18 protein-coding genes and 1 pseudogene are annotated in these 24,526 nt (G+C 60.7%); 7 read left to right on the top strand and 12 right to left on the bottom strand.

Annotated features, from left to right (window positions below; all coding sequences use genetic code 11):
- Window positions 1-23 precede the first annotated feature (23 nt).
- Window positions 24-4,784 carry an NEL-type E3 ubiquitin ligase domain-containing protein gene (locus KKQ10_RS01310; protein WP_252191434.1) on the bottom strand — a complete coding sequence of 1,587 codons (4,761 nt, stop codon included), beginning with the start codon at window positions 4,782-4,784 and terminating at the stop codon, window positions 24-26.
- 249 nt (window positions 4,785-5,033) lie between these two features.
- Window positions 5,034-6,065, bottom strand: coding sequence for a protease SohB (gene sohB, locus KKQ10_RS01305; RefSeq protein WP_215499838.1), 1,032 nt, complete (start codon window positions 6,063-6,065; stop codon window positions 5,034-5,036).
- A 204-nt stretch (window positions 6,066-6,269) separates the two neighbouring features.
- Here sohB and KKQ10_RS01300 point away from each other — a divergent pair, with 204 nt between their 5' ends.
- Both KKQ10_RS01300 and KKQ10_RS01295 read left to right on the top strand, forming a co-directional pair.
- The gene (locus tag KKQ10_RS01300; protein ID WP_215499836.1) at window positions 6,270-6,980 is read left to right on the top strand and encodes a histidine phosphatase family protein; all 711 of its coding nucleotides are present in this window, start codon (window positions 6,270-6,272) and stop codon (window positions 6,978-6,980) included.
- A gap of 65 nt (window positions 6,981-7,045) precedes the next feature.
- Complete coding sequence (locus KKQ10_RS01295) at window positions 7,046-7,363, top strand: SCP2 sterol-binding domain-containing protein (protein WP_127647735.1); 318 nt, start codon at window positions 7,046-7,048, stop codon at window positions 7,361-7,363.
- 234 nt (window positions 7,364-7,597) lie between these two features.
- On the opposite strand, the pseudogene KKQ10_RS01290 reads toward KKQ10_RS01295, so the two are convergent.
- Window positions 7,598-7,777: pseudogene (locus KKQ10_RS01290) on the bottom strand (microcin ABC transporter ATP-binding protein); the annotation flags it as partial.
- Between the two features lie 195 nt (window positions 7,778-7,972).
- Between KKQ10_RS01290 and KKQ10_RS01285 the strand changes: the two are divergent.
- The 4 genes from KKQ10_RS01285 to KKQ10_RS01270 all read left to right on the top strand — a co-directional run bounded on the left by KKQ10_RS01285 (window position 7,973) and on the right by KKQ10_RS01270 (window position 14,119).
- Window positions 7,973-9,691: a hydrogenase maturation protein gene (locus KKQ10_RS01285; protein ID WP_215499834.1), complete on the top strand. Its 1,719-nt coding sequence runs from the start codon at window positions 7,973-7,975 to the stop codon at window positions 9,689-9,691.
- A gap of 1,239 nt (window positions 9,692-10,930) precedes the next feature.
- Window positions 10,931-11,794: a LysR family transcriptional regulator gene (locus KKQ10_RS01280; RefSeq protein ID WP_045122483.1), complete on the top strand. Its 864-nt coding sequence runs from the start codon at window positions 10,931-10,933 to the stop codon at window positions 11,792-11,794.
- A gap of 112 nt (window positions 11,795-11,906) precedes the next feature.
- Complete coding sequence (locus tag KKQ10_RS01275) at window positions 11,907-13,052, top strand: sterol desaturase/SRPBCC family protein (RefSeq protein WP_127652678.1); 1,146 nt, start codon at window positions 11,907-11,909, stop codon at window positions 13,050-13,052.
- Window positions 13,049-14,119: an SMP-30/gluconolactonase/LRE family protein gene (locus tag KKQ10_RS01270; protein WP_127652679.1), complete on the top strand. Its 1,071-nt coding sequence runs from the start codon at window positions 13,049-13,051 to the stop codon at window positions 14,117-14,119. Before KKQ10_RS01275 ends, KKQ10_RS01270 begins: the two co-directional genes overlap by 4 nt.
- 147 nt (window positions 14,120-14,266) lie before the next feature.
- On the opposite strand, the gene KKQ10_RS01265 is transcribed toward KKQ10_RS01270, so the two are convergent.
- Window positions 14,267-14,431 (bottom strand): hypothetical protein, encoded by a 165-nt coding sequence (locus KKQ10_RS01265; RefSeq protein WP_164747930.1) that lies wholly within the window; start codon window positions 14,429-14,431, stop codon window positions 14,267-14,269.
- A gap of 109 nt (window positions 14,432-14,540) precedes the next feature.
- A complete protein-coding gene (locus KKQ10_RS01260; protein WP_127652680.1) occupies window positions 14,541-14,783 on the bottom strand; it encodes a DUF465 domain-containing protein in 243 nt (80 codons plus the stop codon).
- Between the two features lie 204 nt (window positions 14,784-14,987).
- On the opposite strand from KKQ10_RS01260, the gene KKQ10_RS01255 reads away from it, so the two are divergent.
- Window positions 14,988-15,509 carry a DUF4142 domain-containing protein gene (locus KKQ10_RS01255; protein ID WP_215499832.1) on the top strand — a complete coding sequence of 174 codons (522 nt, stop codon included), beginning with the start codon at window positions 14,988-14,990 and terminating at the stop codon, window positions 15,507-15,509.
- A gap of 56 nt (window positions 15,510-15,565) precedes the next feature.
- Here KKQ10_RS01255 and KKQ10_RS01250 read toward each other — a convergent pair whose 3' ends face one another.
- From KKQ10_RS01250 to KKQ10_RS01220, 7 genes are all read right to left on the bottom strand, one after another.
- Window positions 15,566-15,853, bottom strand: coding sequence for a hypothetical protein (locus tag KKQ10_RS01250; protein ID WP_274658965.1), 288 nt, complete (start codon window positions 15,851-15,853; stop codon window positions 15,566-15,568).
- 737 nt (window positions 15,854-16,590) lie between these two features.
- Complete coding sequence (locus tag KKQ10_RS01245) at window positions 16,591-19,224, bottom strand: excinuclease ABC subunit UvrA (RefSeq protein WP_215499830.1); 2,634 nt, start codon at window positions 19,222-19,224, stop codon at window positions 16,591-16,593.
- Window positions 19,225-19,418: 194 nt separating this feature from the next.
- On the bottom strand, window positions 19,419-21,530 hold the full coding sequence (locus KKQ10_RS01240) for a hybrid sensor histidine kinase/response regulator (protein ID WP_215499829.1): 2,112 nt from the start codon (window positions 21,528-21,530) through the stop codon (window positions 19,419-19,421).
- A gap of 133 nt (window positions 21,531-21,663) precedes the next feature.
- The gene (locus KKQ10_RS01235) at window positions 21,664-22,353 is read right to left on the bottom strand and encodes a GntR family transcriptional regulator (RefSeq protein WP_127652486.1); all 690 of its coding nucleotides are present in this window, start codon (window positions 22,351-22,353) and stop codon (window positions 21,664-21,666) included.
- A gap of 315 nt (window positions 22,354-22,668) precedes the next feature.
- The gene (locus tag KKQ10_RS01230) at window positions 22,669-23,328 is read right to left on the bottom strand and encodes a DUF799 domain-containing protein (RefSeq protein WP_215499827.1); all 660 of its coding nucleotides are present in this window, start codon (window positions 23,326-23,328) and stop codon (window positions 22,669-22,671) included.
- Window positions 23,325-23,693 carry a DUF4810 domain-containing protein gene (locus KKQ10_RS01225; RefSeq protein WP_127652488.1) on the bottom strand — a complete coding sequence of 123 codons (369 nt, stop codon included), beginning with the start codon at window positions 23,691-23,693 and terminating at the stop codon, window positions 23,325-23,327. Before KKQ10_RS01225 ends, KKQ10_RS01230 begins: the two co-directional genes overlap by 4 nt.
- A 29-nt stretch (window positions 23,694-23,722) precedes the next feature.
- On the bottom strand, window positions 23,723-24,409 hold the full coding sequence (locus tag KKQ10_RS01220) for a CsgG/HfaB family protein (protein ID WP_162276313.1): 687 nt from the start codon (window positions 24,407-24,409) through the stop codon (window positions 23,723-23,725).
- Window positions 24,410-24,526 lie beyond the last annotated feature (117 nt).

Here is a 24,526-nt window from a genome sequence, read left to right as displayed (position 1 = left end):
TAACGCCAGCGCCTCTTTGACCTTCAAGCCTTCTCAGCCACTGGCGTCGTCGACACCTGCGGATCGACATGGCGTGCCAACGCCTGACCTGTCAGTTCGCCGATCAATTCCCGTCGCTGGTTATTGAAGTTGTCGAGGATGGCATTCATTTGCGCCGAGGCCGCCTCCCGCGTCAGTTCGATCTGCCCTTCCAGTCGAGCCATCGCCTGCGCCGTCTGTTCGCTCACGACCGAAAACCGCTCACCGTGGGCCGACTCCAGATATTCGATCCAGAACGCCTGAGCCATGCTCCAGTCATGCAAGGCGCCGCTGCTTTGGGTCTTGACCACTTGTTGCCAGGCCTGATCCAGTGCGGTCTTTGACACCTCGACACTCAACGGGTTGGTCAGCGTCCGGGGTTGCGCCGGCAGGCTCAGGCGTTGCGCCAGACCCACCCGGTAGGCCAGACTGATTTCCAGCGCCTGATCGTAGTCCATGGGCGCGGTATGAAAACGCGCGCTGATGTCCGCCAGGGCCAGGCTTTCCACTTCGTGCAAACGGAACAAGCCCTTGAGCAGACTCACCAGTTGCTCTTCCAGCGCCTGCCCACCTGCGGTGGCCGCCTCCCTCGCCCGGGCACACAAGACCAGTACCTCCATTTCACTGAACAATGCGCTGTACCCGTCGACACTGACCCTGGCGCTGCGCGCAACACTGAACAATGAACGACGCAGACGCTCATTGCCGGCAGCCGCGTCCACAACATCCCAGACACGCTGACGCAAGTGCGGATAAACGCGAGTGAAGTCTGCGGTGTGCACCAGTTGCGACAGCACATGGAAAAAATCAGCGGAACTGGGCGACGCTCGCAATGCGTCCCATACCTCGCGCCGGGACGACGCCACACTGGCGCTTTCATCAGCCAGCCACTGCACACTTTGATTTTCCTGGGCCACAGCCTCCACTGAAGATTTCCGCGCCGCCATTGCCGTCACGCCGAAACGGGCACCGAGGGTTTGTTGATACGTCGCAATCTTCTTCAGCGTCTCGGGGGACAACGGATTGCCGTGCAACCGAATCATCTGGTGCGCGCGGGCCGTGTCGAACGCCTGCGCCGGAAGGGTTTCTATCCGGTTGTCGCGCAGATCCAGCATCTGCAATCGGCGCAGCCCGGAAAGGTACTGTGGCCAGTGTGCAATTCTGCTGCCGCGCACGGTCAACTGTTCGAGATGCGCTAGCTCACCGAGATCGGGAACCTGCGCCAGGTTCGGGTTGAAATCGAGATGCAGCACGCGCAGGTCTTTCATTCGCCCCAATTGGGCAAGTGACGCCTCGGAGGACAGTAGACGGTTGCTGCTCAGGTCCAGATGCGTCAGCCAGCGTATCCGCTCCAGAGACTCCGGCAGTTGGCTGAGCTGATTGTCACTCAGCGACAGGCTGCGCAGCTGGCTGAAGTTACGCAGAAACGCGCTCAGCCCGGCATGCGGCATGACCCCCTCCATGATCACTCGCCCGACATGGCTGAAATCGGCGACGATCAGCGGCAGTTCCCCCAACGGCTCGGGTGCGAATCGCAATGTGCCGTATAACCCTCTGTCTGAAGCAACGTTCCCCGGCTCCTTGCGCCAGCTGCGAATGATCGCCTGCATGGCGCGCAGCTTGCTGGCCCGTGGTGTCGACTGCCGCGTGCCATCAGCCGTCAGGTGCCAGGTCTGACGGCTGACCCAGCGGCTCAAGGTCTCTCTGAGACCGAAAAATTCCAGCCGCAGCACTTCGAGCTTCATCAGCACCTCGACCTCGTCCGTGCCCAGGGCATCCAGCGCGCGCTGAATCTGCGCCGGGGTGTGCATGGGATAAAGTTCCTGAGCCCGCCGCACCATGACATTGCTGACCTCGCCAGAGACCGTACCGGACACGACAACAGGACGCTCGGCCAGCCCCATCGGTGACAGTTCCCCCAGACGCGCGCCCATGGTCGGCGCGAAGATCGCCCGCCGCTCCAGCGCCAGTTGCGTAATCTTCTCCTGCAGGGTGGCGGCACCGTTTTCCGCTTGTACGCCCAACGCCGTCTTGCATTGCGTCGAGAGCCCTTCCCAAAGGGCCTGGAAATAATGTTCGCGGGTGCGTTGGGGGAAGGTGACGAGCGCTGCGTCGGTTCCCTGAATCACGTCAATTCGATCCGCGAACAGGCTGACCACCGTCCGTTCGCTCGCTTTCGCCGATCCAATCGCGGCCGCCGAACCATGGATATCGGTCCATTCCAGTATTTGCACGAACGCAGAGCCCGGCCAGCCCGGGAGGTGTTCGAGTGCATCGAGCACCAGCCGATTGGTGTACTGCCCTCCCGTCCCGTCGAGATACAGACCTTCGTAAGCGCGACACACACGGATCATCTTCTGATAACGCCGGGCTTCCTCCGCCAGCCGCAAAGGCACGCGTTTCGCATCCAGCTCGCGCCATTCGCCACTGAAGGCGTTGTTCACCAGTTCCTCGGCCACACTGGCGGGCAAATCGGTAAAGTTTTCCATCAATACCGAGACCCGTGGATGGCTTGGCACTTCGCTACGCTGGTAGACCCGTCGAAACAGCCCGGGGCGTGCTGTTTCAGCCTGTTCGGCAACGATCCGCGTCAGTTCCCGTGCTTGCACTATCGCGTCCGTGGAAGCCGTACCGAGCAGGTCTTCTCGCTGATGGCGCTCAAGCCCCGACAGCAGCGAGCTGTGCAACTGACCTTTGTGCAGCGCGTTCTCAGTCAGCCGGATCACGCTCCTGGCTGTTTCCGGGCCATAACGGCTGACCTGTCGATCCAGCGCATTGACGACACTGATCGCGCTGTCAGACGGCCATTTCGCCGCAGCGACAAGCAAATGCAATTGCAGATCCGGGTCGGCCAGTGCCGCAGAAGTCGGGGCTTGCAACTGTCCGATAAATTCCCTGACCGCGGCGTCTGCCATGAAACGTCGTGTGGTATCGACCAACAATGCCGGGGTCTGCACCTGATCGATATGCACCTGACGCAACACGCTGTCTTCAAGCCCACTGACCGCCAGTATGCGCGTCGCCGTAGCGTCCGGAATCGCTTCGCTGGCGTAGCCGAAGCGCCGGAACAAGGTCAGCCGCCCCCACGCCTGCACCCGTTCCGAGTCATAACGCCAGGCGCCGCAACCATTGGTTTCGAGCAACGGTCGATAGCCTTCTGCCGCCTCCTTCGGTGGCAACACTTCCCACAGTTCGGTCTCAGGTTTCTGACGCACCGCGTACTGATCGGCATCGAGGTTGACGTAAGCCTGCCCTTCGAGCCAACGCAATCCGCGCTCGTCGACGGGCAACCCTTTCGGTAACCGACGACGCTGGTGATAGGCCTTCAAATCGGGCTTCCACAGACGCAGGCGCGCGCCACCCGGATTGACCGCGATCAAACGCTCGACGAATGCCGACGACCTGACGGTTTTATAGGTTGCCCCGACGGCTTTCGCACCGGCTGCGAAAGCGGCCATCAGAATGATGTTTTCGATGACATCGAACAGGTGATCCGTGGCCTGCTCCTGCTCGCCACGGGTCCAGCTTGCGATGCCTTCGTACACATGCGACAGGAGCTGTATAGCCCCCACTGTCAACAGCACTTCACCCACCCCAGGCAGAAACGACGCCGCGACCAACAGCAGATCGATGCCGATTTCCTTGTAGGTTTCCAGGCGCGCGAGGCGTGTTTTCTCGTCTTCATCGTCTGTGGGAACCACAAGAAGCCGGGCATTTGCCAGGGTCTGCGCAACCCGCTGACGGTGGATCAGAGCAAAGGGGTCCCCCTCGACATCGACGCCAGTCAACGTCACGTAGATGGCGGTACTGGGCAGTGGTGAACTGCCACTTGGGTAAAAGCGAATGTTCAGTTCCTGTTGAAAGACCGCCCGATCGCTCATCTTCAGGAATTCCATGAAAAACGCCTTGAATGCCGGATTCTTCAGGCGCTTGCTCAACTCGACTTCGAAGTCGGTGAACGAGGCGTATTCTTTCAGCGGGTGCAGCGGATCACCCGGCAGGTAAACGACGCAGCGATAATCATCGTCGGTGTGCTCACTGACAGGCCCGATGAACAATGGGCCATGCAGGGTCATATCGAACATTTCCAGACTCTGATACCCCAGGGTGTTTTTCCCCAGTTTGATCGAGCTGTCGCCGTCCTTCACGGACTTCAACATTTGGTGAACCGGCGCGCTGATATGCTTTTTCATCAGCGCAATATGCCGATCCACATCAAAACAACTTCGCACATGGGCAACGCATTTGTTACGCACGTTGCTCGATTCGGCCTTGGGTTCAAATACCGACTGGAGATGAGCCTGATATTGTTTGCCCAGATCCAGTGTCCGGCACAACTGCGCAAATTCATGGGGTTGTATTGGCAACACCGATGCAGTACCACCGGTTAGTTTCTCCGGGATATATATCAGTGAAGTATCGCTGTAGTTATCCGCCTCGGTTTCGCTGGATTCGAAGTTCTCGCACGCGGCGGCCAGCAGGTCCCGATTGATCGGTAGAACCAGTTTTCTGCGCAACCCCAACAGGCTCGATGTCGAACGCACGTGCTGAAACACCACGCCGGTCACGTCCAGCGGACTGGACAGCTTGTCGGACATGGCCTTGGCCAGCAAGGGCGCGCAGAACTGCTCCGGCGACTGCAGTTTTTTCAGGAGCACGCCCGCCGTACTGCGCGTGCGATGACTGGTAATGAGGCTGTTGTAGAGTTCACGGCGCAACGCTTCCGAGGCGGCCAGCAGCCAGGGAGGTGCATTCTTTTTGATCAAATCAAAAAAGATGCCTTTTTGTTCAGAGGTTGGAACGGCTATCGTTTTTGCGTCAGGCAAAGAAGACATGATTATCTCGATTACTGAAAGGAACGTTCAGCTTAACGAGCATCTTCTTTTATAAAAGCGCGAATAACAGATCAAAACTTCGGTAACACAATCAACATTTCAAACTTAAAAAGTACATATATACCACCCCAAAAAAAAGACCCTTCATTGCAGAACAATGAAGGGCCTTTTTTAAGTCGTTTACCAGAAACGTTGCTGGGTCAAGCGACTCCACCAGTTCAACAACACGCGATCCACCGAGCCGCTGGCGGCCATGCCGATGCGTTCCTGCAGGCTTTTGCGTTCGGCGTAATGCAGGTGGTAGACCTCGGCTTTCTTCGCCCGGTCGGCCAGGTATTCGTCGCTGGTCTTGAGTTCGTCGACCAGTTGTTTGTCCAGCGCCGCAACGCCGAGCCAGACTTCACCGGTGGCCACTTCATCGATGGCCAGTTGTGGGCGATAGCGGGAAACGAAGTTCTTGAACAACTGATGGGTGATGTCCAGGTCTTCCTGGAACTTCTCCCGGCCCTTCTCGGTGTTTTCGCCAAACACGGTCAGGGTACGCTTGTACTCACCGGCGGTCAGTACTTCGAAATCGATGTCGTGCTTCTTCAGCAGACGGTTGACGTTGGGCAGCTGTGCGACCACACCGATCGAACCGAGAATCGCGAACGGTGCGCTGATGATCTTCTCGCCGATGCACGCCATCATGTAGCCGCCGCTGGCCGCGACCTTGTCGATGCATACGGTCAACGGCACGCCAGCCTCGCGGACACGCGCCAGTTGCGACGACGCCAGACCGTAGCTGTGTACCATGCCGCCGCCGCTTTCCAGGCGCAGCACCACTTCATCCTTTGGCGTGGCGAGGGTCAGCAGTGCAGTGATTTCGTGGCGCAGGCTCTCGGTGGCCGAGGCCTTGATGTCACCGTCGAAATCCAGCACGAACACCCGGGATTTGGTCTCGGGTTTGTTCTTCTGCTTCTTCTCGGTTTTTTCCGATTTGGCCTGCCCCTTGCGCAGTGCCTTGAGCTGATCCTTGTCGAGCAGCGTCTGCTCCAGGCGTTCACGCAAGCCTTTATAGAAATCATTGAGCTTGCTGACCTGCAACTGTCCCGACGACTTGCGTCGGCCCTTGCTGCGCAATGCCGCAAAACTGGCCAGCACCACCAGAATGGCGACCACCAGGGTTACAGTCTTGGCCAGGAAACTGGCGTATTCGGTGAAAAACTCCACAGAGACTCCTTAAAACAATGCACGGATGCAAAACACGCGCGGGATGGTTCCAGCATACCCATGCGCCGCCTCGTCGGCCAGCCGTGAAACCTCTGGCAACAGGCCTGTAACAAGCATTTCAAACAAGCGTATGTTTTTTCATTGACAGCACTCCGTCATCCTCATAACCTCGCCAAACCTTCAACGTACCGGGATGACGCGGACGTGGGCAGCATCTATCTGATTCGACATGGCCAGGCCTCCTTTGGTGCAGACGACTATGACGTCCTGTCGCCGATCGGTGTGCGTCAGGCAGAAATCCTCGGCCAGCACCTCGCCGAACTGGGGATCCGTTTCGATCGCTGCCTCTGCGGCGACCTGCGCCGTCAGCAGCACACGGCCACCAGTGCGCTGGAGCAATTCACCGCCAAAGGTCTGCCGGTACCGGCTCTGGAAACCGACGCCGCGTTCAACGAATTCGATGCCGACGCGGTCATCCGCGCCCTGATCCCCGCCATGCTCACGGACGAACCGGAAGCCATCGACATCCTGCGCAACGCGGCGCAGAACCGCGCCGAGTTCCAGCGCATTTTCGCTCTGGTCATCGAGCGCTGGCTGGCTGGCACCTACGACACTCCGGGGCTGGAAAGCTGGCTGGGTTTCGTCGAGCGGGTTCAGGGCGGGCTGCACCGCCTCCTCGAACAGGCCGACGGCAACCAGAAAATCGCCGTGTTCACCTCCGGCGGCACTATCACCGCCCTGCTCCATCTGATTACCCAAATGCCTGCCAGGCAGGCGTTCGAACTGAATTGGCAAATCGTCAACACCTCGCTCAACCAGCTGAAGTTCCGCGGTCGCGAGGTGGCTTTGGCTTCCTTCAACAGTCATGCACATCTGCAACTGCTGAAGGCTCCGGAACTCATCACTTTCCGCTGAGTCCCGGATTACTGTGACCCTTGCTGTAACCACCCAGCTCCTATTACCCAAGAAAGGATCGAACCATGACCTCCGTAGCTGATGCCGTAAAAGCGATGCAAGCCAAGTTCAACCCAGCCGCCGCTGCCGGTCTGGATCTGGTCTTCGGTTTCAACATCACCGACGAAGACAAGCACTACGCGCTGATCGTCAAGGATGGCACTTGCAACATCCAGGAAGGCGAAAACCCGGATGCCAACTGCACACTGATCATGGACAGCGAAACCCTGAAAGGTATCGTCAGCGGTGAAACCGACGGCATGCAGGCGTTCATGGGCGGCAAGCTGCGCGTTGAAGGCGACATGATGCTGTCGATGAAACTGTCCGAGCTGTTCCCGTCGTAAGACGTCGTCCGGTTTGAAGAAAATCCCGCCCTGGTGGCGGGATTTTTGCGTTCAGGCATCAAGGAATTCGCTGACGCCCTGATTGCTTTCGCGAGCAAGCTCGCTCCCACCCTGGATCCGGCGGCAACCCGGAAATCCCGACACAACCCAATCCCCCTGTGGGAGCGAGCTTGCTCGCGAAGGCGTCAGCTCTGGCAATATCATTGTTGCCTGACACGCCACTGGTGAAGGTCATCAACCGGCGAATGACGCGGCCAGCAACTCTTGCCTATAAGGGTGTTGCGCAGCGCTGAACAGCTCGCGGGTCTCACCCCGCGCCACCACCCCGCCCTCCTTCATCACAATCAGGTCATGGGCCAGCGCCCGCACCACCGCCAGGTCGTGACTGATAAACAAGTAAGTCAGGCCGTGCCTACATTTGAAGCAATAAAAAATCAGGATAAGCAAACTATTGAGAATAAGGCGTTCCGTCGCCGCAGAAATATTGACTGACACAACGTTGACCCCGGTCAGTGGCCAGCCCTGAAGCACTCACTAATCTGCCCGCTCCATCGAACGCCAAGGACGGTTCACCGGGAGCCTGCGGCTGACTTTTCAGGGAAGAAAACCATGCGATCACTCAAGATTATTCTGCTGTCCTCGGCCTTCAACGGCCTGACCCAACGTGCCTGGCTGGAACTACGCCAGGCCGGGCACTCACCCAGCGTCGTGGTGTTCACCGACGAAGCCTCGGTGTGCGAACAAATCGAACACAGCGGCGCCGATCTGGTGATCTGCCCGTTCCTCAAGGACCGCGTCCCCCACGCACTGTGGAGCAATGCCCGGCGTCCGGTGGTGATCATTCACCCAGGCATCGTCGGCGACCGTGGCGCGAGTGCGCTGGACTGGGCGATCACCAACGAACTGACGAGTTGGGGGGTGACCGCCCTGCAAGCGGTAGAAGAAATGGACGCCGGCCCGGTCTGGGCCACCTGCGAATTCAACCTGCCACCGGGCTTGCGCAAATCCGAGCTGTACAACGGCCGGGTCAGCGATGCAGCGATTCGCTGCATTCGCGAAGTGGTCGAGAAATTCATGGAAGGCTTTGTTCCCGTCGCACTGGATTACACCGACCGCAAAGTCCGTGGCCGCCTGCAACCGAACATGAAACAGGCCGACCGCACCTTCAGCTGGCACGACTGCTCGCGCTTTATCAAACGCTGCATCGACGCCGCCGACGGCCAGCCCGGGGTATTGGCGAGTCTGGCCGGCGGGCAGTATTACGTGTACGACGCCCACCCCGATCAGCGCACCGGCATTCCCGGCAAGATCCTCGCGGTGCATGACGATGCGGTGCTGGTCGCCACCGGCGATCACAGCTTGTGGATCGGTTCGCTGCGGCGCAAACCGCAACCCGGCGAAGAAACCTTCAAACGACCGGCGCGGCATGTGCTGGCCGGGCAATTGGCCGGCGTGCCGACCCTCGACTGGTCGATCGCCAGCGAGCCGTTCAACGACGAGGCGTATCAGCCGATCCGCTATCGCGAATCCGGGTATGTCGGTGAACTGACGTTCGAGTTCTACAACGGCGCGATGAGCACCGAACAGTGCCAGCGCTTGGTCGAAGCGCTGCGCTGGGCCAAGTCCCGTGACACCCGCGTGCTGTTGATCAAGGGGGGACGCGGCAGCTTTTCCAACGGTGTGCACCTGAACGTGATTCAGGCCGCACAGGACCCGGGTGCCGAGGCCTGGGCGAACATTCAGGCGATCGACGATGTCTGCGCCGAGCTGCTCAGTGCGCGACAACTGGTGGTCAGCGGCGTGACCGGCAATGCCGGGGCCGGCGGCGTGATGCTGGCGCTGGCCGCCGACATTGTGTTTGCCCGGGCCGATATTGTGCTCAATCCGCATTACAAGAGCATGGGCCTGTATGGCTCCGAATACTGGACCTACAGCCTGCCCCGTGCGGTCGGCCCGGCGATGGCCGAGCAACTGACTCAGGCCTGTCTGCCGGTCAGCGCCACACAGGCGCTGCAACTGGGCATGGTCCAGGAAATCGGCCCGCGCTGCCCGGACGAGTTCTCGCTGTGGCTGCTGCAACGGGCCAACGCGGCACTGACCGATCCGACCTATGTCGCCGTGCGGGAACGCAAGTTACGGGTTGATCAGGTGCTGATTCAGCAATGCCGGGACAGCGAACTGCAGGAAATGCAGGAAGACATGCTCTACAACCGCAACCAGTTCTCCGAGAAGTGCAGTCACTTCGTCTACAAGCGCAAAGCCTGCGGCACGCCGGCGCGGCTGGTGGCGGACTGGGCGCGGGTGCGCAAGGTTGAGTTGGCGGGCTGATGCTGGGGTGACCGGGCGGGCCTCTTCGCGAGCAGGCTCACTCCTACAGGGATTTGCGTCGTTCGCAAAATCCATGTCCACCGCCAAACCCTGTGGGAGCCGGGCTTGCCCGCGAAGGCGGTGTGTCAGTCACCAATGGTTTGACAGACAGACCGCCATCGCGAGCAGGCTCACTCCTACAGGGATTTGTGTTGCTCGCAAAATCCATGTCCACCGCCAAACCCTGTGGGAGCCGGGCTTGCCCGCGAAAGCGGTGTGTCAGGCAACAATGGTTTGACAGGCAGACTGCCATCGCGAGCAGGCTCACTCCTACAGGGATTTGTGTTGTTCGCAAAATCCATGTCCACCACCAAGCACTGTGGGCCGGGCTTGCCCGCGAAAGCGGTGTGTCAGGCAACAATGGTTTGACAGACAGACTGCCATCGCGAGCAGGCTCACTCCTACAGGGATTTGTGTTGTTCGCAAAATCCATGTCCACCGCCAAACACTGTGGGAGCCGGGCTTGCCCGCGAAAGCGGTGTGTCAGGCAACAATGGTTTGACAGGCAGACTGCCATCGCGAGCAGGCTCGCTCCTACAGGGATTTGCGTCGTTCGCAAAATCCATGTCCACCGCCAAACCCTGTGGGAGCCGGGCTTGCCCGCGAAGGCGGTGTGTCAGGCAACAATGGTTTGACAGGCAGACTGCCATCGCGAGCAGGCTCGCTCCTACAGGGATTTGCGTCGTTCGCAAAATCCATGTCCACCGCCAAACCCTGTGAGAGCCGGGCTTGCCCGCGAAGGTGGTGTGTCAGCCAACAATGGTTTGACAGACACACCGCCATCGCGAGCAGGCTCGCTCCTACGGGGATTTACGTCGTTCGCAAAATCCATGTCCACCGCCAAACCCTGTGGGAGCCGGGCTTGCCCGCGAAAGCGGTGTGTCAGGCAACAATGGTTTGACAGACAGACTGCCATCGCGAGCAGGCTCACTCCTACAGGGATTTGCGTCGCTCGCAAAATCCATGTCCACCGCCAAACACTGTGGGAGCCGGGCTTGCCCGCGAAAGCGGTGTGTCAGGCAACAATGGTTTGACAGGCAGACTGCCATCGCGAGCAGGCTCACTCCTACAAGGATTTGCGTCGTTCGCAAAACCCATGTCCACCGCAGAACCCTGTAGGAGTGAGCCTGCTCGCGATGAACGATGACGCGGTGTCGAGCCGGCACTTACAATGTCAGCCCCTCAGACACCGACCCGCCCATGGACATCGACCTCGCCCGTACTTTTCTGGAAATCGTCCGCCACGGTAGCCTGGCTGCGGCGGCGCAGAAGCTGTTCGTCACGCAAACGGCGATCACCGCCCGGGTGCAGAAACTCGAAAGTCAGCTGGGCAGTACGCTGTTCGTGCGCAACCGCGCCGGGGCAAAGTTGACGGCCAATGGCGAAGCTTTCGTGGTCTACGCCAATCAACTGGTGCAGACCTGGGAAGCGGCGCGGCGAGACCTGCCGCTGCTGGACGGTTATCACAACGTGCTGCACATCGGCGGTGAAGTCAGCCTGTGTAACCCGTTGATGCTCAGTTGGGCGGCTGAACTGCGCGAAAAAATCCCCGGACATGCCCTGCGCATGGAGATCCGCGACGGCGAAAACCTGCTGCGCCAGCTCGAACTCGGCGTACTCGATGCCGCGCTGGTCTATCAGCCGGAATACTGGCCCGGCCTGCAAGTCGAGCAGGTGCTGGAAGAAAAACTGATTCTGGTGCGCGCCCCGAACCGCCCCGATCCCTATGTCTACATCGACTGGGGTCCGGACTTCCGGCGGCAGCACGACGCCGCCCTGCCGGACAAAGCCAAGGCCGCGCTGAGCTTCAACCTCGGCCCGTTGGCCCTGCAATACATCCTCGAGCACGGCGGCAGCGGTTACTTCCGCACGCGCGTGGTGCGCAGCTATCTGGAAACCGGCGCGCTCGAAGCGGTGACCAAGGCCCCGGAGTTCGGCTACCCGACCTATCTGGTGTACGCCCGCGAACGTGACTCGGCCACGCTGCAGCAGGCCTTCGATCTGCTGCGGCAGGTGATCGCGACCGATGACGACTGGTCGCAACGCTGGAACCCGTTGAGCTGAATCGGCCGCTTTACACCGGAGCATGGCGCAAGTGACCTCAAGCGGCGGCCTGCACAAACGGCCGGATCGGCTAATCTGCCGGGTATAACAACAATACCCACAGGTGAACGCAGTGAGGCAGACCACCGAGGCATTTCGCAGCCGCTACCGTGCGGCCATCCATCCGCTATACAACCCGTGGCTGCACGGAACGTTCGTGCTGCTGTTCGGCGTGCTGGCGATCGGCGCGTTCTGGAGCCGCGTGCAGCAGGTGCAGGCGCTGGAATGGCTGACCGTGCCATTGACCCTGCTGTTCTTCAATTTCGGCGTGTACATGGTCCATCGCCATCTCGGCCACCACAAAAAGACCTTCGCCAAACTGTTCTATGCGCGGCATGCCGGTGACCACCACAGCTTTTTCACCCCCGGCCACATGACCTATGACGGCGCCCGCGACTGGCGGGTGATCCTGTTTCCGGCCTGGCTGGTCGTCGTGCATACGCTGCTGATCACGCTGCCGCTGTGGTGGCTGCTTGCGCAGGTCAACGCCAACGTTGCCGGCCTGTTCGGCGGCTGCATGGTCCTGGGTTATCTGACCTACGAGGTGTTTCACGCCTGTGAGCATCTGCCGCCGAACAATCCGCTGACCCGCCTGCCGTGGATCCACCAGATGCGCCATCTGCACGAACTGCATCACCGCCGCGAGCGCATGCAGGAGCGCAATTTCAATATCGTTTTTCCGCTGATGGACTACCTGTTCGGCACCCTGTACTGGGAGCCGCAACCCACCCCGTTGCGTTATTCGAGAGCGCCCATGACCCGCATGCAGCACCAGATCGACATCGCCGGCGAACCGATCGCCGTGCTTCGCTACGCCGCCAGCGTCAGCCACTGGCCCGAATGGCACCCGTCGTCACTGAAGATCGACGGCCCGCAAGGCCCGCTGCATGCCGGCGCGCGCTTCGAAGAAGACATTCATGCCGGCGGGCGCGCCGGTCACTTGAGCTGGGAAGTCACCGAGTATCTGCCCGGTCGGCGCTGGTGCGCACGAGCGCAGGGCGATAATGGTTTGTCGTTGCTGCTGACCTACGAATGCACAGCCGAGTCCGACGGCACGCGATTTGTGCGCACGCTGGATTATCGGTTCGACGGATTGGGCATGCGTGTTGCCAATCTGTTGCTGTTGAAGCGGCGCATCGAGCGTGAGTCCGCCACGTCGATGCAGGCCCTGCGCGACATGACGCTCAAACACCTGGCGCTGACGGGGCATCACTCATGAAGCGACTGCTGTTGCTGCTGGTCATCCTCATCATCGCGTTTCTGCTGCTGATGCCGACCAAGGTGCAACCGGTGGCCTGGAAGCCGCCACCGGCACCGTCGTTGAGCGAAGGGCTGTACGCCGAAAACCAGCGGCTAAAGGCTGTCGAACAGGTCGGTCCGGGCGACATCGATGGCCCGGAAGCACTGCTGCTGGAAGGCGACTTCCTGATCACCGGCCTGCATGACGGCCGGCTGATCCGCACCAGCCTCGACGGCAAGACGCGCAAAGTTCTGAGCGACACTGGCGGCCGCCCTCTCGGTCTGGCGCGGCATCCCAACGGTTTGCTGGTGATCGCCGACGGGGTCAAGGGCTTGCTGTCACTCGACGCCCAAGGGCGACTGACCGCCCTGACCACGGAAGCCAACGGTGTGCCGTTCGGCTTCACCGACGATGTGGCCATCGACAAGCCCGGGCATTATGCCTATTTCAGCGATGCCAGCAGCCGCTGGGGCTACGGCCATGACGGTGAGGCGATCATCGAGCACGGTGGCGACGGGCGTTTGCTGCGCTACGACTTTCAGACCGGCAAGACCAGCGTGCTGCTGGACAAGCTGCAGTTCGCCAACGGCGTGACCCTCGGCCCGGATGACGCCTATGTGCTGGTCAATGAAACCGGCGCCTATCGCATCAGTCGCTACTGGCTGAGCGGCCCCAAGGCAGGAACCCACGACCTGTTCATCGACAACCTGCCGGGCCTGCCAGACAACCTCGCGTTCAATGGCAGCAACCGCTTCTGGGTCGCGCTCTACGCGCCACGCAACGCCTTGCTCGATGGCACCGCCGGGCATCCGTTGCTGCGCAAGATGATCGTGCGGGCACTGACCGTGCTGCCCAAACCGGTGGAGAAACGCGGGTTTGTGCTGGGGCTGGATCTGGAGGGCAAGGTGATCGCCAATCTGCAGGATGCCAGCAGCGGCAATTACTCGCCGATCACCACGGCGCGCGAGTATGGGGACTGGTTGTATCTGGGTTCGTTGAAGGCTTCGCACATGGCGCGGTTGCCGTTGGCAGATGCGTTGAAGTGATGCCTGGCAAATGTGGGAGCTTGCTCGCGAACGCGGTGTGTCAGGCGATGACGATATCGACTGTGCTGGCCTCATCGCGAGCAAGCTCACTCCTACGGAGGATTGCATTTCAACTGTGGGAGCGAGCCTGCTCGCGAAAGCGATCTGTCAGTTTCCGGACCTGTCGAACTTGTCGGGATCTTCGTCTTCGGGAAGATCCTCGTCCGGTTCTTCAGGCCGCGTCGTGGTGTGGGCCGGGCTGTTGGGCTCCGGATGCGTTGGAACCGGGTCGAATGCGCCCTGCTCTTCACTGGGGAATCTGGGTTTGTTCATAAGGCACCTCGTAAAGAGTCGCTGAATGAAGACTCTGAACATTCGAGGTGCCGGTGGTGGCTGTCGTTCCAATCAATCCGCAACCGTGGGTCGGCGGATCACCCGGCTATCAGGACGGAGCCTGCAAATGGCTGACAATTTCGTCCTTGACCTTCAGACGCTTCTCTTTGAGTTTTTTGAGTGCGTCGTCGCTGGGGGCGTCCGAGGTGGCCGTTTCGGCCTTGACCACCTCAGCGTCAGCCTGGGAATACTTGTTGATCAGTGAATCCAGTCGTGGATCCTGGGTGCGTTTTTGCTGGATCTCTTCCTTCGTGCAGCTCAAGTCCTGAAACAGGTCATGGGGAACCGGCATGGAACACCTCCGTCAGTTGATCGGCAGCCGACGCGACCGATTGCGTCAGCGAGTATCAGAATGGCCTTGGTTAGGCCGTTCTGTCGACCACCTGTCAGACCAGCGGTGGCCGTTCGTCGCCCTGTCGTAAACGCGATCAAACCTTTACCCGCGTCGCTCCCTCCATTGAATAACGTCAACAAAAACCTGAGTGGAGAAACACCAATGGACGGATTCAACCTGCGTCATCTCGTATTGGCTGTCGCTTTGAGCAGTGGTATGGGCAGTGCCTTCGCCGCCACCTCGAACAGTTTTGTCGACAACGCCGCTGCCGGTGGCATCTCGGAGATCGAGACCAGCCGCCTCGCCCTGGAAAAAAGCCAGTCGGCCGACATCAAGGCGTTCGCCAACATGATGATCACCGACCATGGCAAGGCCAACGACGAACTGGCCAGCATTGCCAAGGCCAATGACATCGAGGTTCCGGACACCACCACCTTGGTCAAGCAGGCCAAGGAAAAGATTCTCGACATGCGCGATGAGTCCTTCGACGCGGCCTACGCCAACAACCAGGTCAAGGCCCACGAAGAAACCATCGAACTGTTCAAGAAAGAAGCCAACACCGTGACCGACGACAAGACCAAGGGCGCTACCGAGCTGAAAGCCTTCGCGCAGAAAATGCTGCCGGCGCTGGAAAAACACCTGACAGCCGCCAAAGAGCTGCAGGCCAAGCATCCAGGCAAGTAACGGCGCACCAAAAAGGCCGCATTCATTGAATGCGGCCTTATCGTTTCTGCCGTGGACTAGCCCCCGTCCGTGTCAATATCGGCGTCCGTCTCCTCACCCGGCTTTGCACGATCAGGCTGCGGTTTGAAGCCCGGGCTGAAGTCATTGTCGTTGTCGGTATGCTTGTTCTTCTGATCCACCGCCGGATCGGCACTTTGTGCCTGATCGCCATCGGTCTGTTGCTGCTTCGTTTGGTCGTTCATAACCACCTCGTTTTTCACTACCGGCGCGACTGAAACCGGCCGGCCTTGAAGATTCGAAGCCTGGGTAGCGCCAACGTTCAAAACATCGCTGGTTTCGAACACGCGACAGTTTTCAGAAGATGAGTCGACTCCAGACCCTGTAGGAGTGAGCCTGCTCGCGATGGCGTCAGGTCAGCCAACTCCTGCTTCGCTGATACTCCGCTATCGCGAGCAGGCTCACTCCTACAGAGGATTGCGGTGTACTCATCTTCTGAATACACCCATAAACATGTAGGAGTGAGCCTGCTCGCGATGGCGTCAGGTCAGCCAACGCCTGCTTTGCTGATACTCCGCTATCGCGAGCAGGCTCACTCCTACAGAGGATTGTGGTGTACTCATCTTCTGAATACAGCCATAAACGTGTAGGAGTGAGCCTGCTCGCGATGGCGTCAGGTCAGCCAACTCCTGCTTTGCTGATACTCCGCTATCGCGAGCAGGCTCACTCCTACAGGGGATTACGGTGTACCCATCTTCTGAATACACCCATAAACGTGTAGGAGTGAGCCTGCTCGCGATGGCGTCAGGTCAGCCAACGCCTGCTTTGCTGATACTCCGCTATCGCGAGCAGGCTCACGCCTACAGAGGATTGCGGTGTACTCATCTTCCGAATACAGCCATAAACGTGTAGGAGTGAGCCTGCTCGCGATGGCGTCAGGTCAGCCAACTCGTGCTTTGCTGATACTCCGCTATCGCGAGCAGGCTCACGCCTACAGAGGATTACGGTGTACTCATCTTCTGAATACGCCCATAAACGTGTAGGAGTGAGCCTGCTCGCGAAAGGGCCGTTCGGGACACCGCAGTTATCGGCTCAAGGCCCGGGCCAGAAACGGCGCCGTGCGGCTCTTCTTGCTCGCGGCGACTTTCTGCGGTGTGCCGGCGGCGACAATTTTGCCGCCCTGATCCCCGGCCCCCGGGCCGATGTCGATCACCCAGTCACTCTGCGCCACCACGCGCATTTCATGCTCGACGACGATCACCGTGTGCCCCGCCGTGACCAGGTTGTCCAGTTGCTCCAGCAGCCGGTCGACATCCCGCGGGTGCAACCCGGTGGTCGGTTCATCCAGCACGTACAACGTCGCGCCGCGCTGATTGCGTTGCAGCTCGGTGGCCAGTTTGATGCGCTGCGCCTCGCCACCGGACAGCTCGGTGGCCGGTTGCCCGAGCCGCAGATAGCCGAGGCCGATGTCACGCAGCACTTGCAGTGAGCGGTGAATCCCCGGCTGTTCGGCGAACACCTCAACCGCCTCGTCCACTGTCAGTTGCAACACCTGCGCGATGCTCAAGCCTTGCCACTGAATCGCCAACGTCTGCGGGTTGTACCGCGCGCCATGGCAGGTCGGGCACGGCGCGTACACACTGGGCATGAACAGCAATTCAACGCTGACAAAGCCCTCGCCCTCGCAGGTCGGGCAGCGGCCCTTGGCGACGTTGAAGGAGAACTGCCCGGCGTCGTACCCCGCCGCCCGCGCTTCGGCGGTGGCAGCGAACAGTTTGCGCACGTTGTCGAACAGCCCGGTGTAGGTCGCCAGGTTCGAACGCGGCGTACGGCCAATCGGTTTCTGATCCACCTGCACCAGCCGCTTGATCGACTCCAGCCCCGCCGTCACCTGGCCACTGCTGGCCTGCGGTGCGTCGTCTTCGAGGCTGAGCTCTTCAGGCTCCTGCTCAACCGCTGGCCGCCCCAACTGCGCGCCCACCAGTTCCAGCAGCGCCTGACTGACCAGACTCGACTTGCCGGAGCCGGAAACCCCAGTCACCGAGGTGAAACAGCCCAAGGGAAATTCGGCGCTGAGGTTGTTCAGGTTATTGCGGCTGATGCCATCGAGTTGCAGCCAGCCGCGCGGCTGGCGTGCGGTGCGCGAGGTGCCTCGGGCTTCGGTAAACAGGTAGGCCCGGGTCTGCGATTCGTCGATCTCGGCCAGCCCTGCCGGCGGACCGCTGTACAGCACCCGGCCACCCTTCTCGCCCGCCGCCGGGCCGACATCGATCAGCCAGTCGGCGCGGCGCATGGTTTCCAGATCATGCTCGACCACAAACAGCGTGTTGCCGTCGGCCTTCAGCCGCTGCAAGGCCTCGAACAGCGCCTCGCCATCAGCCGGATGCAGCCCGGCGGACGGTTCGTCGAGCACGTAAATCACGCCGAACAGCTGCGAACCCAATTGCGTTGCCAGACGCAAACGTTGCAGCTCGCCGGACGACAGCGTCGGCGTGCTGCGCTCCAGCGCCAGATAACCCAGGCCCAGCTCAGTCAGGGTGCTGACTCGCTCCAGCAGATCCTCGGCAATGCGCTGCGCCGCCAGACGCTTCTCCAGCGACAGGTTCGGCGTATGGCGTACATCCGGCGCGCTGACATGACCGCTGGCACCGTGGGCGACGCGTTGCTGGCGAGCCTCACGGGTTTGCGCGTGACTCAGGGTTTCGCCGGTTTCTTCGGCGTGTTCCAGATACGTTGCCGCTGCCACGGGTTTCAATACTTCGGCTACGTGCAGCAACGGCATCTGCGACAGCTCACCGATGTCGTAACCGGCGAACGTCACCGACAGCGCCTCGCGCTTGAGGCGCTTGCCGTCGCACAACGGGCACGGGCTGCCGAGCATGAACTGCGAAACCCGCTTCTTCATCAACGCGCTTTGCGAATGAGTGAAGGTGTGCAGGATGTAGCGCCGGGCGCCGGTGAAGGTGCCCTGATAACTCGGCTCCATTTTGCGCTTGAGGGCGACGCGGGTTTCTTCCGGCGTCAGCCCGGCGTACACCGGCACGGTCGGAGCTTCTTCGGTGAACAGAATCCACTCGCGCTGTTTTTTCGGCAGTTTCTTCCAGGGGATGTCGACGTCGATGCCCATGGTCACCAGGATGTCGCGCAGGTTCTGCCCCTGCCACGCCAGCGGCCAGGAGGCCACGGCGCGTTGGCGGATGGTCAGGTTCGGGTCGGGCACCATCAGTGCTTCGGTGACCTCATAGACCCGTCCGAGGCCGTGGCACTCAGGGCAGGCGCCCTGCGGGGTGTTCGGCGAGAAATCCTCGGCGTACAGCATTGGCTGCCCCGGCGGATAACTGCCGGCCCGAGAATAGAGCATGCGGATCAGGCTCGACAACGTGGTCACGCTGCCCACCGACGAACGCGTACTCGGCGTACCGCGCTGCTGTTGCAAGGCCACGGCGGGTGGCAGGCCTTCGATGGAATCGACATCCGGCACGCCGACCTGATCGATCAGCCGCCGCGCATACGGCGCCACCGATTCGAAATAGCGTCGCTGGGCTTCGGCATACAGCGTCGAAAACGCCAGCGACGACTTGCCCGAACCGGACACCCCGGTGAACACCACCAGCGCATCACGAGGAATGTCGACGTCGACGTTCTTCAGGTTGTGCTCCCGGGCGCCACGCACGCGAACCACGCCGGCGGGTGCTTTAGAGGTGCGTTTGGCAGTCATTGGCGGGCCTTGATCAGAAAATGTGAGTCGAACACAAAACCTGTGGCGAGGGAGCTTGCTCCCGCTGGGCTGCGAAGCGGCCCCAAATCCGGACGAATCAACCCGGCAGGTAAACCGCGGTTCCCGGATTTACGACTGCTGCGCAGCCGAGCGGGAGCAAGCTCCCTCGCCACAGGGACTTGGGAATTAGCCAGCTAGGCACTGAGCACCGACCGGATCATTTGCAACAACGCTTCCGGGCCGTACGGCTTGCCCAGCAAGTGCGTGTCCGGGCTCAACTGGTGGTTGCGCGAGATGATGTCGCGGGTGTGGCCGGAGGTGAACAGCACCGCCACCGGTGGCGCCTGCACCTTGGCCCAGGCTGCCAGATCAGAACTTTTGATCAGCCCCGGCATGACCACGTCGGTGAAAATCAGATCCACTTCGGTGCCTTCCAGCAGCATCTGCATCGCCACGTCGCCATTGCCGGCGGTCAGCACGCGGTAACCTTCTTCGCGCAGCAGCTCCACGGCAGAGGCGCGCACCGCGTCGTTGTCCTCGACCACCAGAATGGTTTCGTGGCCGCCGCCCTGCTGCTTGTCGAGACTCGGCGCCTCATCAAGGAGCGGACGCAGGCTGCGCGGAAAATACAACTGCACGCGCGTGCCTTCGCCCAGGGTGCTGTCGATCTCGACATGCCCGCCACTTTGTTTGACGAAGCCGAACACCATGCTCAAGCCAAGCCCGGTGCCTTGGCCGTCGGCCTTGGTGGTGAAGAACGGTTCGAACACCTGCTCGAGCATTTGCGGCGGGATGCCGGCGCCGGTATCGCTGACTGCCACGCGCACGAAATCACCGGCGACAATGCCTTTGCCGGCGCAAAAGGTGCTGTCCAGCCGCGTGTTGAGGGCGCTGAGGACAATGGTACCCTCGCCCTTCATCGCGTCCCGGGCGTTGATCGCCAGGTTGAGAATGGCGTTTTCCAGTTGATTGCGGTCGACGTTGATGTGCCACGGTTCTTGCGGCAATTGCACGTCGATCTGGATGGTTTCGCCCAGCGCACGCTGCAGCAATTCACCCACGCCATCGAAGATCTGCCGTGGATCGCACACCGCCGGCGACAACGGTTGACGCCTGGCGAATGCGAGCAGTTGCGACGACAGCTTGGCCCCGCGTTCGACCGCTGCCAGCGAGGCGTTGACCCGACGTTGCACGTTGGCATTGCCCGGCTCATGCCGCGCCAGCAAATGCAGGTTGCCAGCGATCACCTGCAACAGGTTATTGAAGTCATGGGCCACGCCGCCGGTGAGTCCGCCGATGGCTTCAAGCTTCTGCGACTGGCGCAACTGCTCTTCGGCGGCCAGCCGCGCGTCCACTTCATCGGCCACGCGCTGTTCCAGGTTGCGGGTGAACTTGAGCAGGGATTCTTCGGCGCTCTTGCGTTCATGGATGTCGATCAACACGCCGGGGAAACGAAACGGCTCACCGTGTTCATCGAATTCGCACGCACCACTGGCGAGTACCCACAGATAACTGCCGTCCGCGCGCAATACGCGGTACTCGGCGTTGTACGGCTCGCCTGTCTGCAACGAATGATTGACCCGATCCTGAACCCACGCCAGATCGTCCGGGTGGATCCGCGATTCGGTGAAGGACTGCGACAGGTTGCTCAGGTCCTGATCCGGTGGATACGAAAACGTCCGGGCGAAACGCTCGTCGGCCGACAACACATTGTTCTTCACGTCCCAGACAAACGAGCCGAGCAAGGCCCCGGCATTCAGCGCCAGGCGCACCCGCTCGTTGTCCGCCCGATACGCATCTTCAGCGGCCTGGCGCAAGCGTTCGGAGTGCATGAACTCGGTGGTTTCCACCACCATTGCCATCACCCCGGCCGGCACGCCGTCATCGTTGGCCACCGGGCTGTAATACAAATCCATCCAGACGTCTTCGGGCACGCCATCGCGCAACAGCACCAGTTCCTTGTTGCGGTAGGACAAGGTGCCACCCGCCAGGCAGGTGTCGACCACGTGCCGGTTGAAGTCGGCGACTTCCGGCCAGCCCAGTTCCACCGGCGCGCCCAACAGGTACGGATGGCGGCCACCGGCGAACTGCGAGTAGGCGTCGTTGTAAATCATGTAGCCGGCGCGGCCCCAGAGCATGACCATCGGCAACGGTGAGGCCAGCATCAATTGCACGGCGCTGCACAGGCTGGCAGGCCAGGTATCGAGCGGGCCGAGTTCGGTCTGGCGCCAGTCGAACGCGCAAATGCGCCCGGCCATCTCGCCTTTCCAGCCGTCACAACCGTGGCTATCGGATAAAAACTGCATCGATTGACTCGGTGTCCTGTGATGTTTGCCCGATACATCGCGACGCCAGAACGACGCGACGCCCGTCTGTTTCGAGCGTCGCCAAGCTTATTGGTTTCATTAGAGGTATAGCCGATTTCACAGCGGGCCCGGATCAGACCCCGATCAGGTGTTTGAGCGGATGGTAGCCAGTTTTCATCTTCGCGGCGACGTCGAGAATGGCCTTTTCGATACCGTTCAAATGCGTGCAGGTCAGCTCGATGGCGGCGCTCTGGTCGCCCGCTTCGATATGCTCGATCAGGCGTAGATGCTCATTGTCGCGGCAGGCTTCATGGCTGTCGTCATCCAGCGCGGCGACGTACAGCGAGGCACGGGAAATCAGTTTCTGGAACCAGTCGAGCAGCACCGGATTGTTCAGGCTGCGCGCCAGTTTGATGTGGAACTCACCGAGCAGATGAATCAGTCGCTGGTGATCGCCCGCCGCGCGGGCCTCGTTTTCCAGCAGCAGATGCTCGCGCAAGTCCTGCATGGCTGCCGTGTCCTTGCGTCGGCACAGCTCAGTGACAATACCGATCTCGATCAGTCGTCGGGTTTCGAACAGCGAGCGAATCTCTTCGTTGCCGGGCAACGACACCGACGCGCCTTTGTTGGGTTCGGTGGTGACCAGTCCCTCGGCTTCCAGTTGCTTGAGCGCGGCACGTACCGACGTGCGGCTGACATTGAACAGTTCGGCCAGCGAGGCTTCGCCCAGCTTCATCCCCGGACGCAACGAACGCTTGCTGATCGCCTGGTAAACCCCTTGGTAGACGCGGTCGACCGTGGTTTCCAGTTTCTTCTCGGTCATTCGAACACTCCTTTAGCCTCGGGCACACACGGTGTTCCAGCGTTATGCGCCATTTGTGCACATAAGTGTGGCGCAGGATATCGCCTTCGGCGTCGAGATGCAGGGTCTGGATTGCCAGTTGAATGGGATCAAGTGAACGAGAGGCCCGTGATGATGCAAATGGAGCCTGGTCGGTGCGCTCGTTGCAAGCGCCGGGGGGGCGAGCGGTTTTGGGCTATATCCAAATAAGCAAAAAAGATCGCAGCCTTCGGCAGCTCCTACATTTTGGAATGCATTGCCCTGTAGGAGCTGCCGAAGGCTGCGATCTTTTGATCTTCAGTCAGTGCCGTACTTCGGCGAGCGCGGGCCGTACAACAGGCCGGCGTGCTGACCCGCCGACAACAGTCGATTGCTCGCCACACCGGCAATCGGGTAACCGGCGTCGGTCGAACTGTTGATGACCTGCTTCACCGCGGCAGTGATCAGCATGCCGACCAGGCCGCCACCGCTGTTGTTGCCACCCTCTTCGCTCGACGCACGCGCCGAACCGGTCCACAGCGTGGTGCCGGACTTCAGGTCCACCAGTCTGGCGGTGGCGGTCACCGCGGTTTCGCTGCTGATGACCATGTACCGCGTACCGTACTCGGTCACGGTGATGTACAACGCAGCGTCGGCGCCAAAGATTTCCTTGAGTTTGTTGGCCGGTGCCTGATGGATGTCATCCGGCGTGGTCAGGCCGTTCTGGCGGAAGGTTTCGTCCACCAGGGTGATCGGCAGCACGTAGTAACCGGCCTCGGCCAATGGAAACGTCACTTGCGACAACAGGCTGTACGAAGCTTTCACGTCGGGCGAGGTGTTCAGCGGCGGCAGCACCAGAATGGTCTTCGGGCGCGCCTGTTTGTACGCCGAATAGTCGACGGTTTTCGGCGCAACGCAACCGCCGAGCACGGTCAGAGCCAGACCGACGGCCAACAGTTTCAGGGTGCGCGAGATCATTGGGCGTCTCCGGTCTTGGCGTTTTTAAGCAGAAAATCCATGTACGGGCCGGACTCGGGAAACAGCGCTTTCTCGGTGCGCAACTGCTGCACCATCTGATCGTCCTTGCCCATGCTCAGGTACAGCAGGCCCAGGTGTGCGTGGTAGCCCGGCGGCACGGCCTTGCCAGTGGAACGGATCTTCTGCAGGTCACGCTCCAGCACTTCGGCCTGGGCTTCTTTCGGCTCTTCGCCTTTGAAGTATTCGTAGACCTGCGGTTGGTAGTCTTCCCACTGGTACAGGGTTTTCGGGCTGCTGCAACCGGCCAGCAAGGCGCTGGCGGCCAGCGTCAGGGCCAGCAACGACCGCGACAAAGTCAAGTTCATGGGGTATTGCTCCTTGCAATCAATCGCGATCAGTTACCCGGTTTCCAGGCACCGGCGTTCATGCCATCAACCAGACGATTGATCGCCTCGCGCATGGCCAGATCGAGGACTTTGCCGTTGAGGGTGGAGTCGTACGCAGCGGTGCCGCCAAAGCCGATGATTTCGCGGTTGGACAAGGCGTATTCGCCGGCGCCCTGGGTCGAATAGACCACTTCGGACGTGCTGATGTTGACGATGTTCAGATTGACCTTGGCGTAGGCGACCTGGGTTTTGCCACGGCCGAGAATGCCGAACAGCTGGTGGTCGCCGGTTTCCTTGCGGCCGAATTCGGTGACGTCACCGGTGACCACGTAATCAGCGCCTTTGAGACGCTGGGTCTGGCCCTTGATCGCCGCTTCCTGCTGGATCTCGCCCATGTTGTCGCGATCCAGTACGGAGAAACGGTTGGTCTGCTGCAGGTGGGTGATCAGGATGGTCTTGGCCTGACCGCCGAGGCGATCGACGCCGTCGGAGAAGATCCCGCGCATGTAGCTGGAGCGGTTGTCGAACTTGCCCACCGCCATCGGCACGCGAGCCCCGGTCCAGACCTGAGTGGCGCTCTCGACCTTGGCCACCGGCAGTGCGCGGGAGCTTTCGGTGGCGCAGCCGGCAAGGGAGCTGGCGAGGGTGCCAAGCACGGCAATTGCAACGCCTGAGACCAACATCCGGGAGATCATTCTCACTGTGCATTCCTTCTGAAAAAACGGTGTATCCCGGCACGGCAACGCGGTGGGGAGCGGGAAAAGGGGCGGCATTATGACAAAGTGCCATCATTCGTGACAGGAATTTTTGAC

The sequence above is a fragment of the Pseudomonas sp. MG-9 genome (assembly GCF_018729515.1).
GTDB lineage: Bacteria > Pseudomonadota > Gammaproteobacteria > Pseudomonadales > Pseudomonadaceae > Aquipseudomonas > Aquipseudomonas serboccidentalis.
This window is presented reverse-complemented; position numbering and strand designations above follow the sequence as displayed.

What these genes read in the sequence shown, in the direction of transcription:
- KKQ10_RS01255 (WP_215499832.1), top strand. Translation starts at nt 14,988, where the DNA reads ATGGACGGATTCAACCTGCGTCATCTCGTATTGGCTGTCGCTTTGAGC.
- KKQ10_RS01240 (WP_215499829.1), bottom strand. Translation starts at nt 21,530, where the DNA reads ATGCAGTTTTTATCCGATAGCCACGGTTGTGACGGCTGGAAAGGCGAG.
- KKQ10_RS01285 (WP_215499834.1), top strand. Translation starts at nt 7,973, where the DNA reads ATGCGATCACTCAAGATTATTCTGCTGTCCTCGGCCTTCAACGGCCTG.
- KKQ10_RS01245 (WP_215499830.1), bottom strand. Translation starts at nt 19,224, where the DNA reads ATGACTGCCAAACGCACCTCTAAAGCACCCGCCGGCGTGGTTCGCGTG.
- KKQ10_RS01220 (WP_162276313.1), bottom strand. Translation starts at nt 24,409, where the DNA reads ATGATCTCCCGGATGTTGGTCTCAGGCGTTGCAATTGCCGTGCTTGGC.
- KKQ10_RS01230 (WP_215499827.1), bottom strand. Translation starts at nt 23,328, where the DNA reads ATGATCTCGCGCACCCTGAAACTGTTGGCCGTCGGTCTGGCTCTGACC.
- KKQ10_RS01260 (WP_127652680.1), bottom strand. Translation starts at nt 14,783, where the DNA reads ATGCCGGTTCCCCATGACCTGTTTCAGGACTTGAGCTGCACGAAGGAA.
- KKQ10_RS01295 (WP_127647735.1), top strand. Translation starts at nt 7,046, where the DNA reads ATGACCTCCGTAGCTGATGCCGTAAAAGCGATGCAAGCCAAGTTCAAC.
- KKQ10_RS01280 (WP_045122483.1), top strand. Translation starts at nt 10,931, where the DNA reads ATGGACATCGACCTCGCCCGTACTTTTCTGGAAATCGTCCGCCACGGT.
- KKQ10_RS01235 (WP_127652486.1), bottom strand. Translation starts at nt 22,353, where the DNA reads ATGACCGAGAAGAAACTGGAAACCACGGTCGACCGCGTCTACCAAGGG.
- KKQ10_RS01270 (WP_127652679.1), top strand. Translation starts at nt 13,049, where the DNA reads ATGAAGCGACTGCTGTTGCTGCTGGTCATCCTCATCATCGCGTTTCTG.
- KKQ10_RS01225 (WP_127652488.1), bottom strand. Translation starts at nt 23,693, where the DNA reads ATGAACTTGACTTTGTCGCGGTCGTTGCTGGCCCTGACGCTGGCCGCC.
- KKQ10_RS01265 (WP_164747930.1), bottom strand. Translation starts at nt 14,431, where the DNA reads ATGAACAAACCCAGATTCCCCAGTGAAGAGCAGGGCGCATTCGACCCG.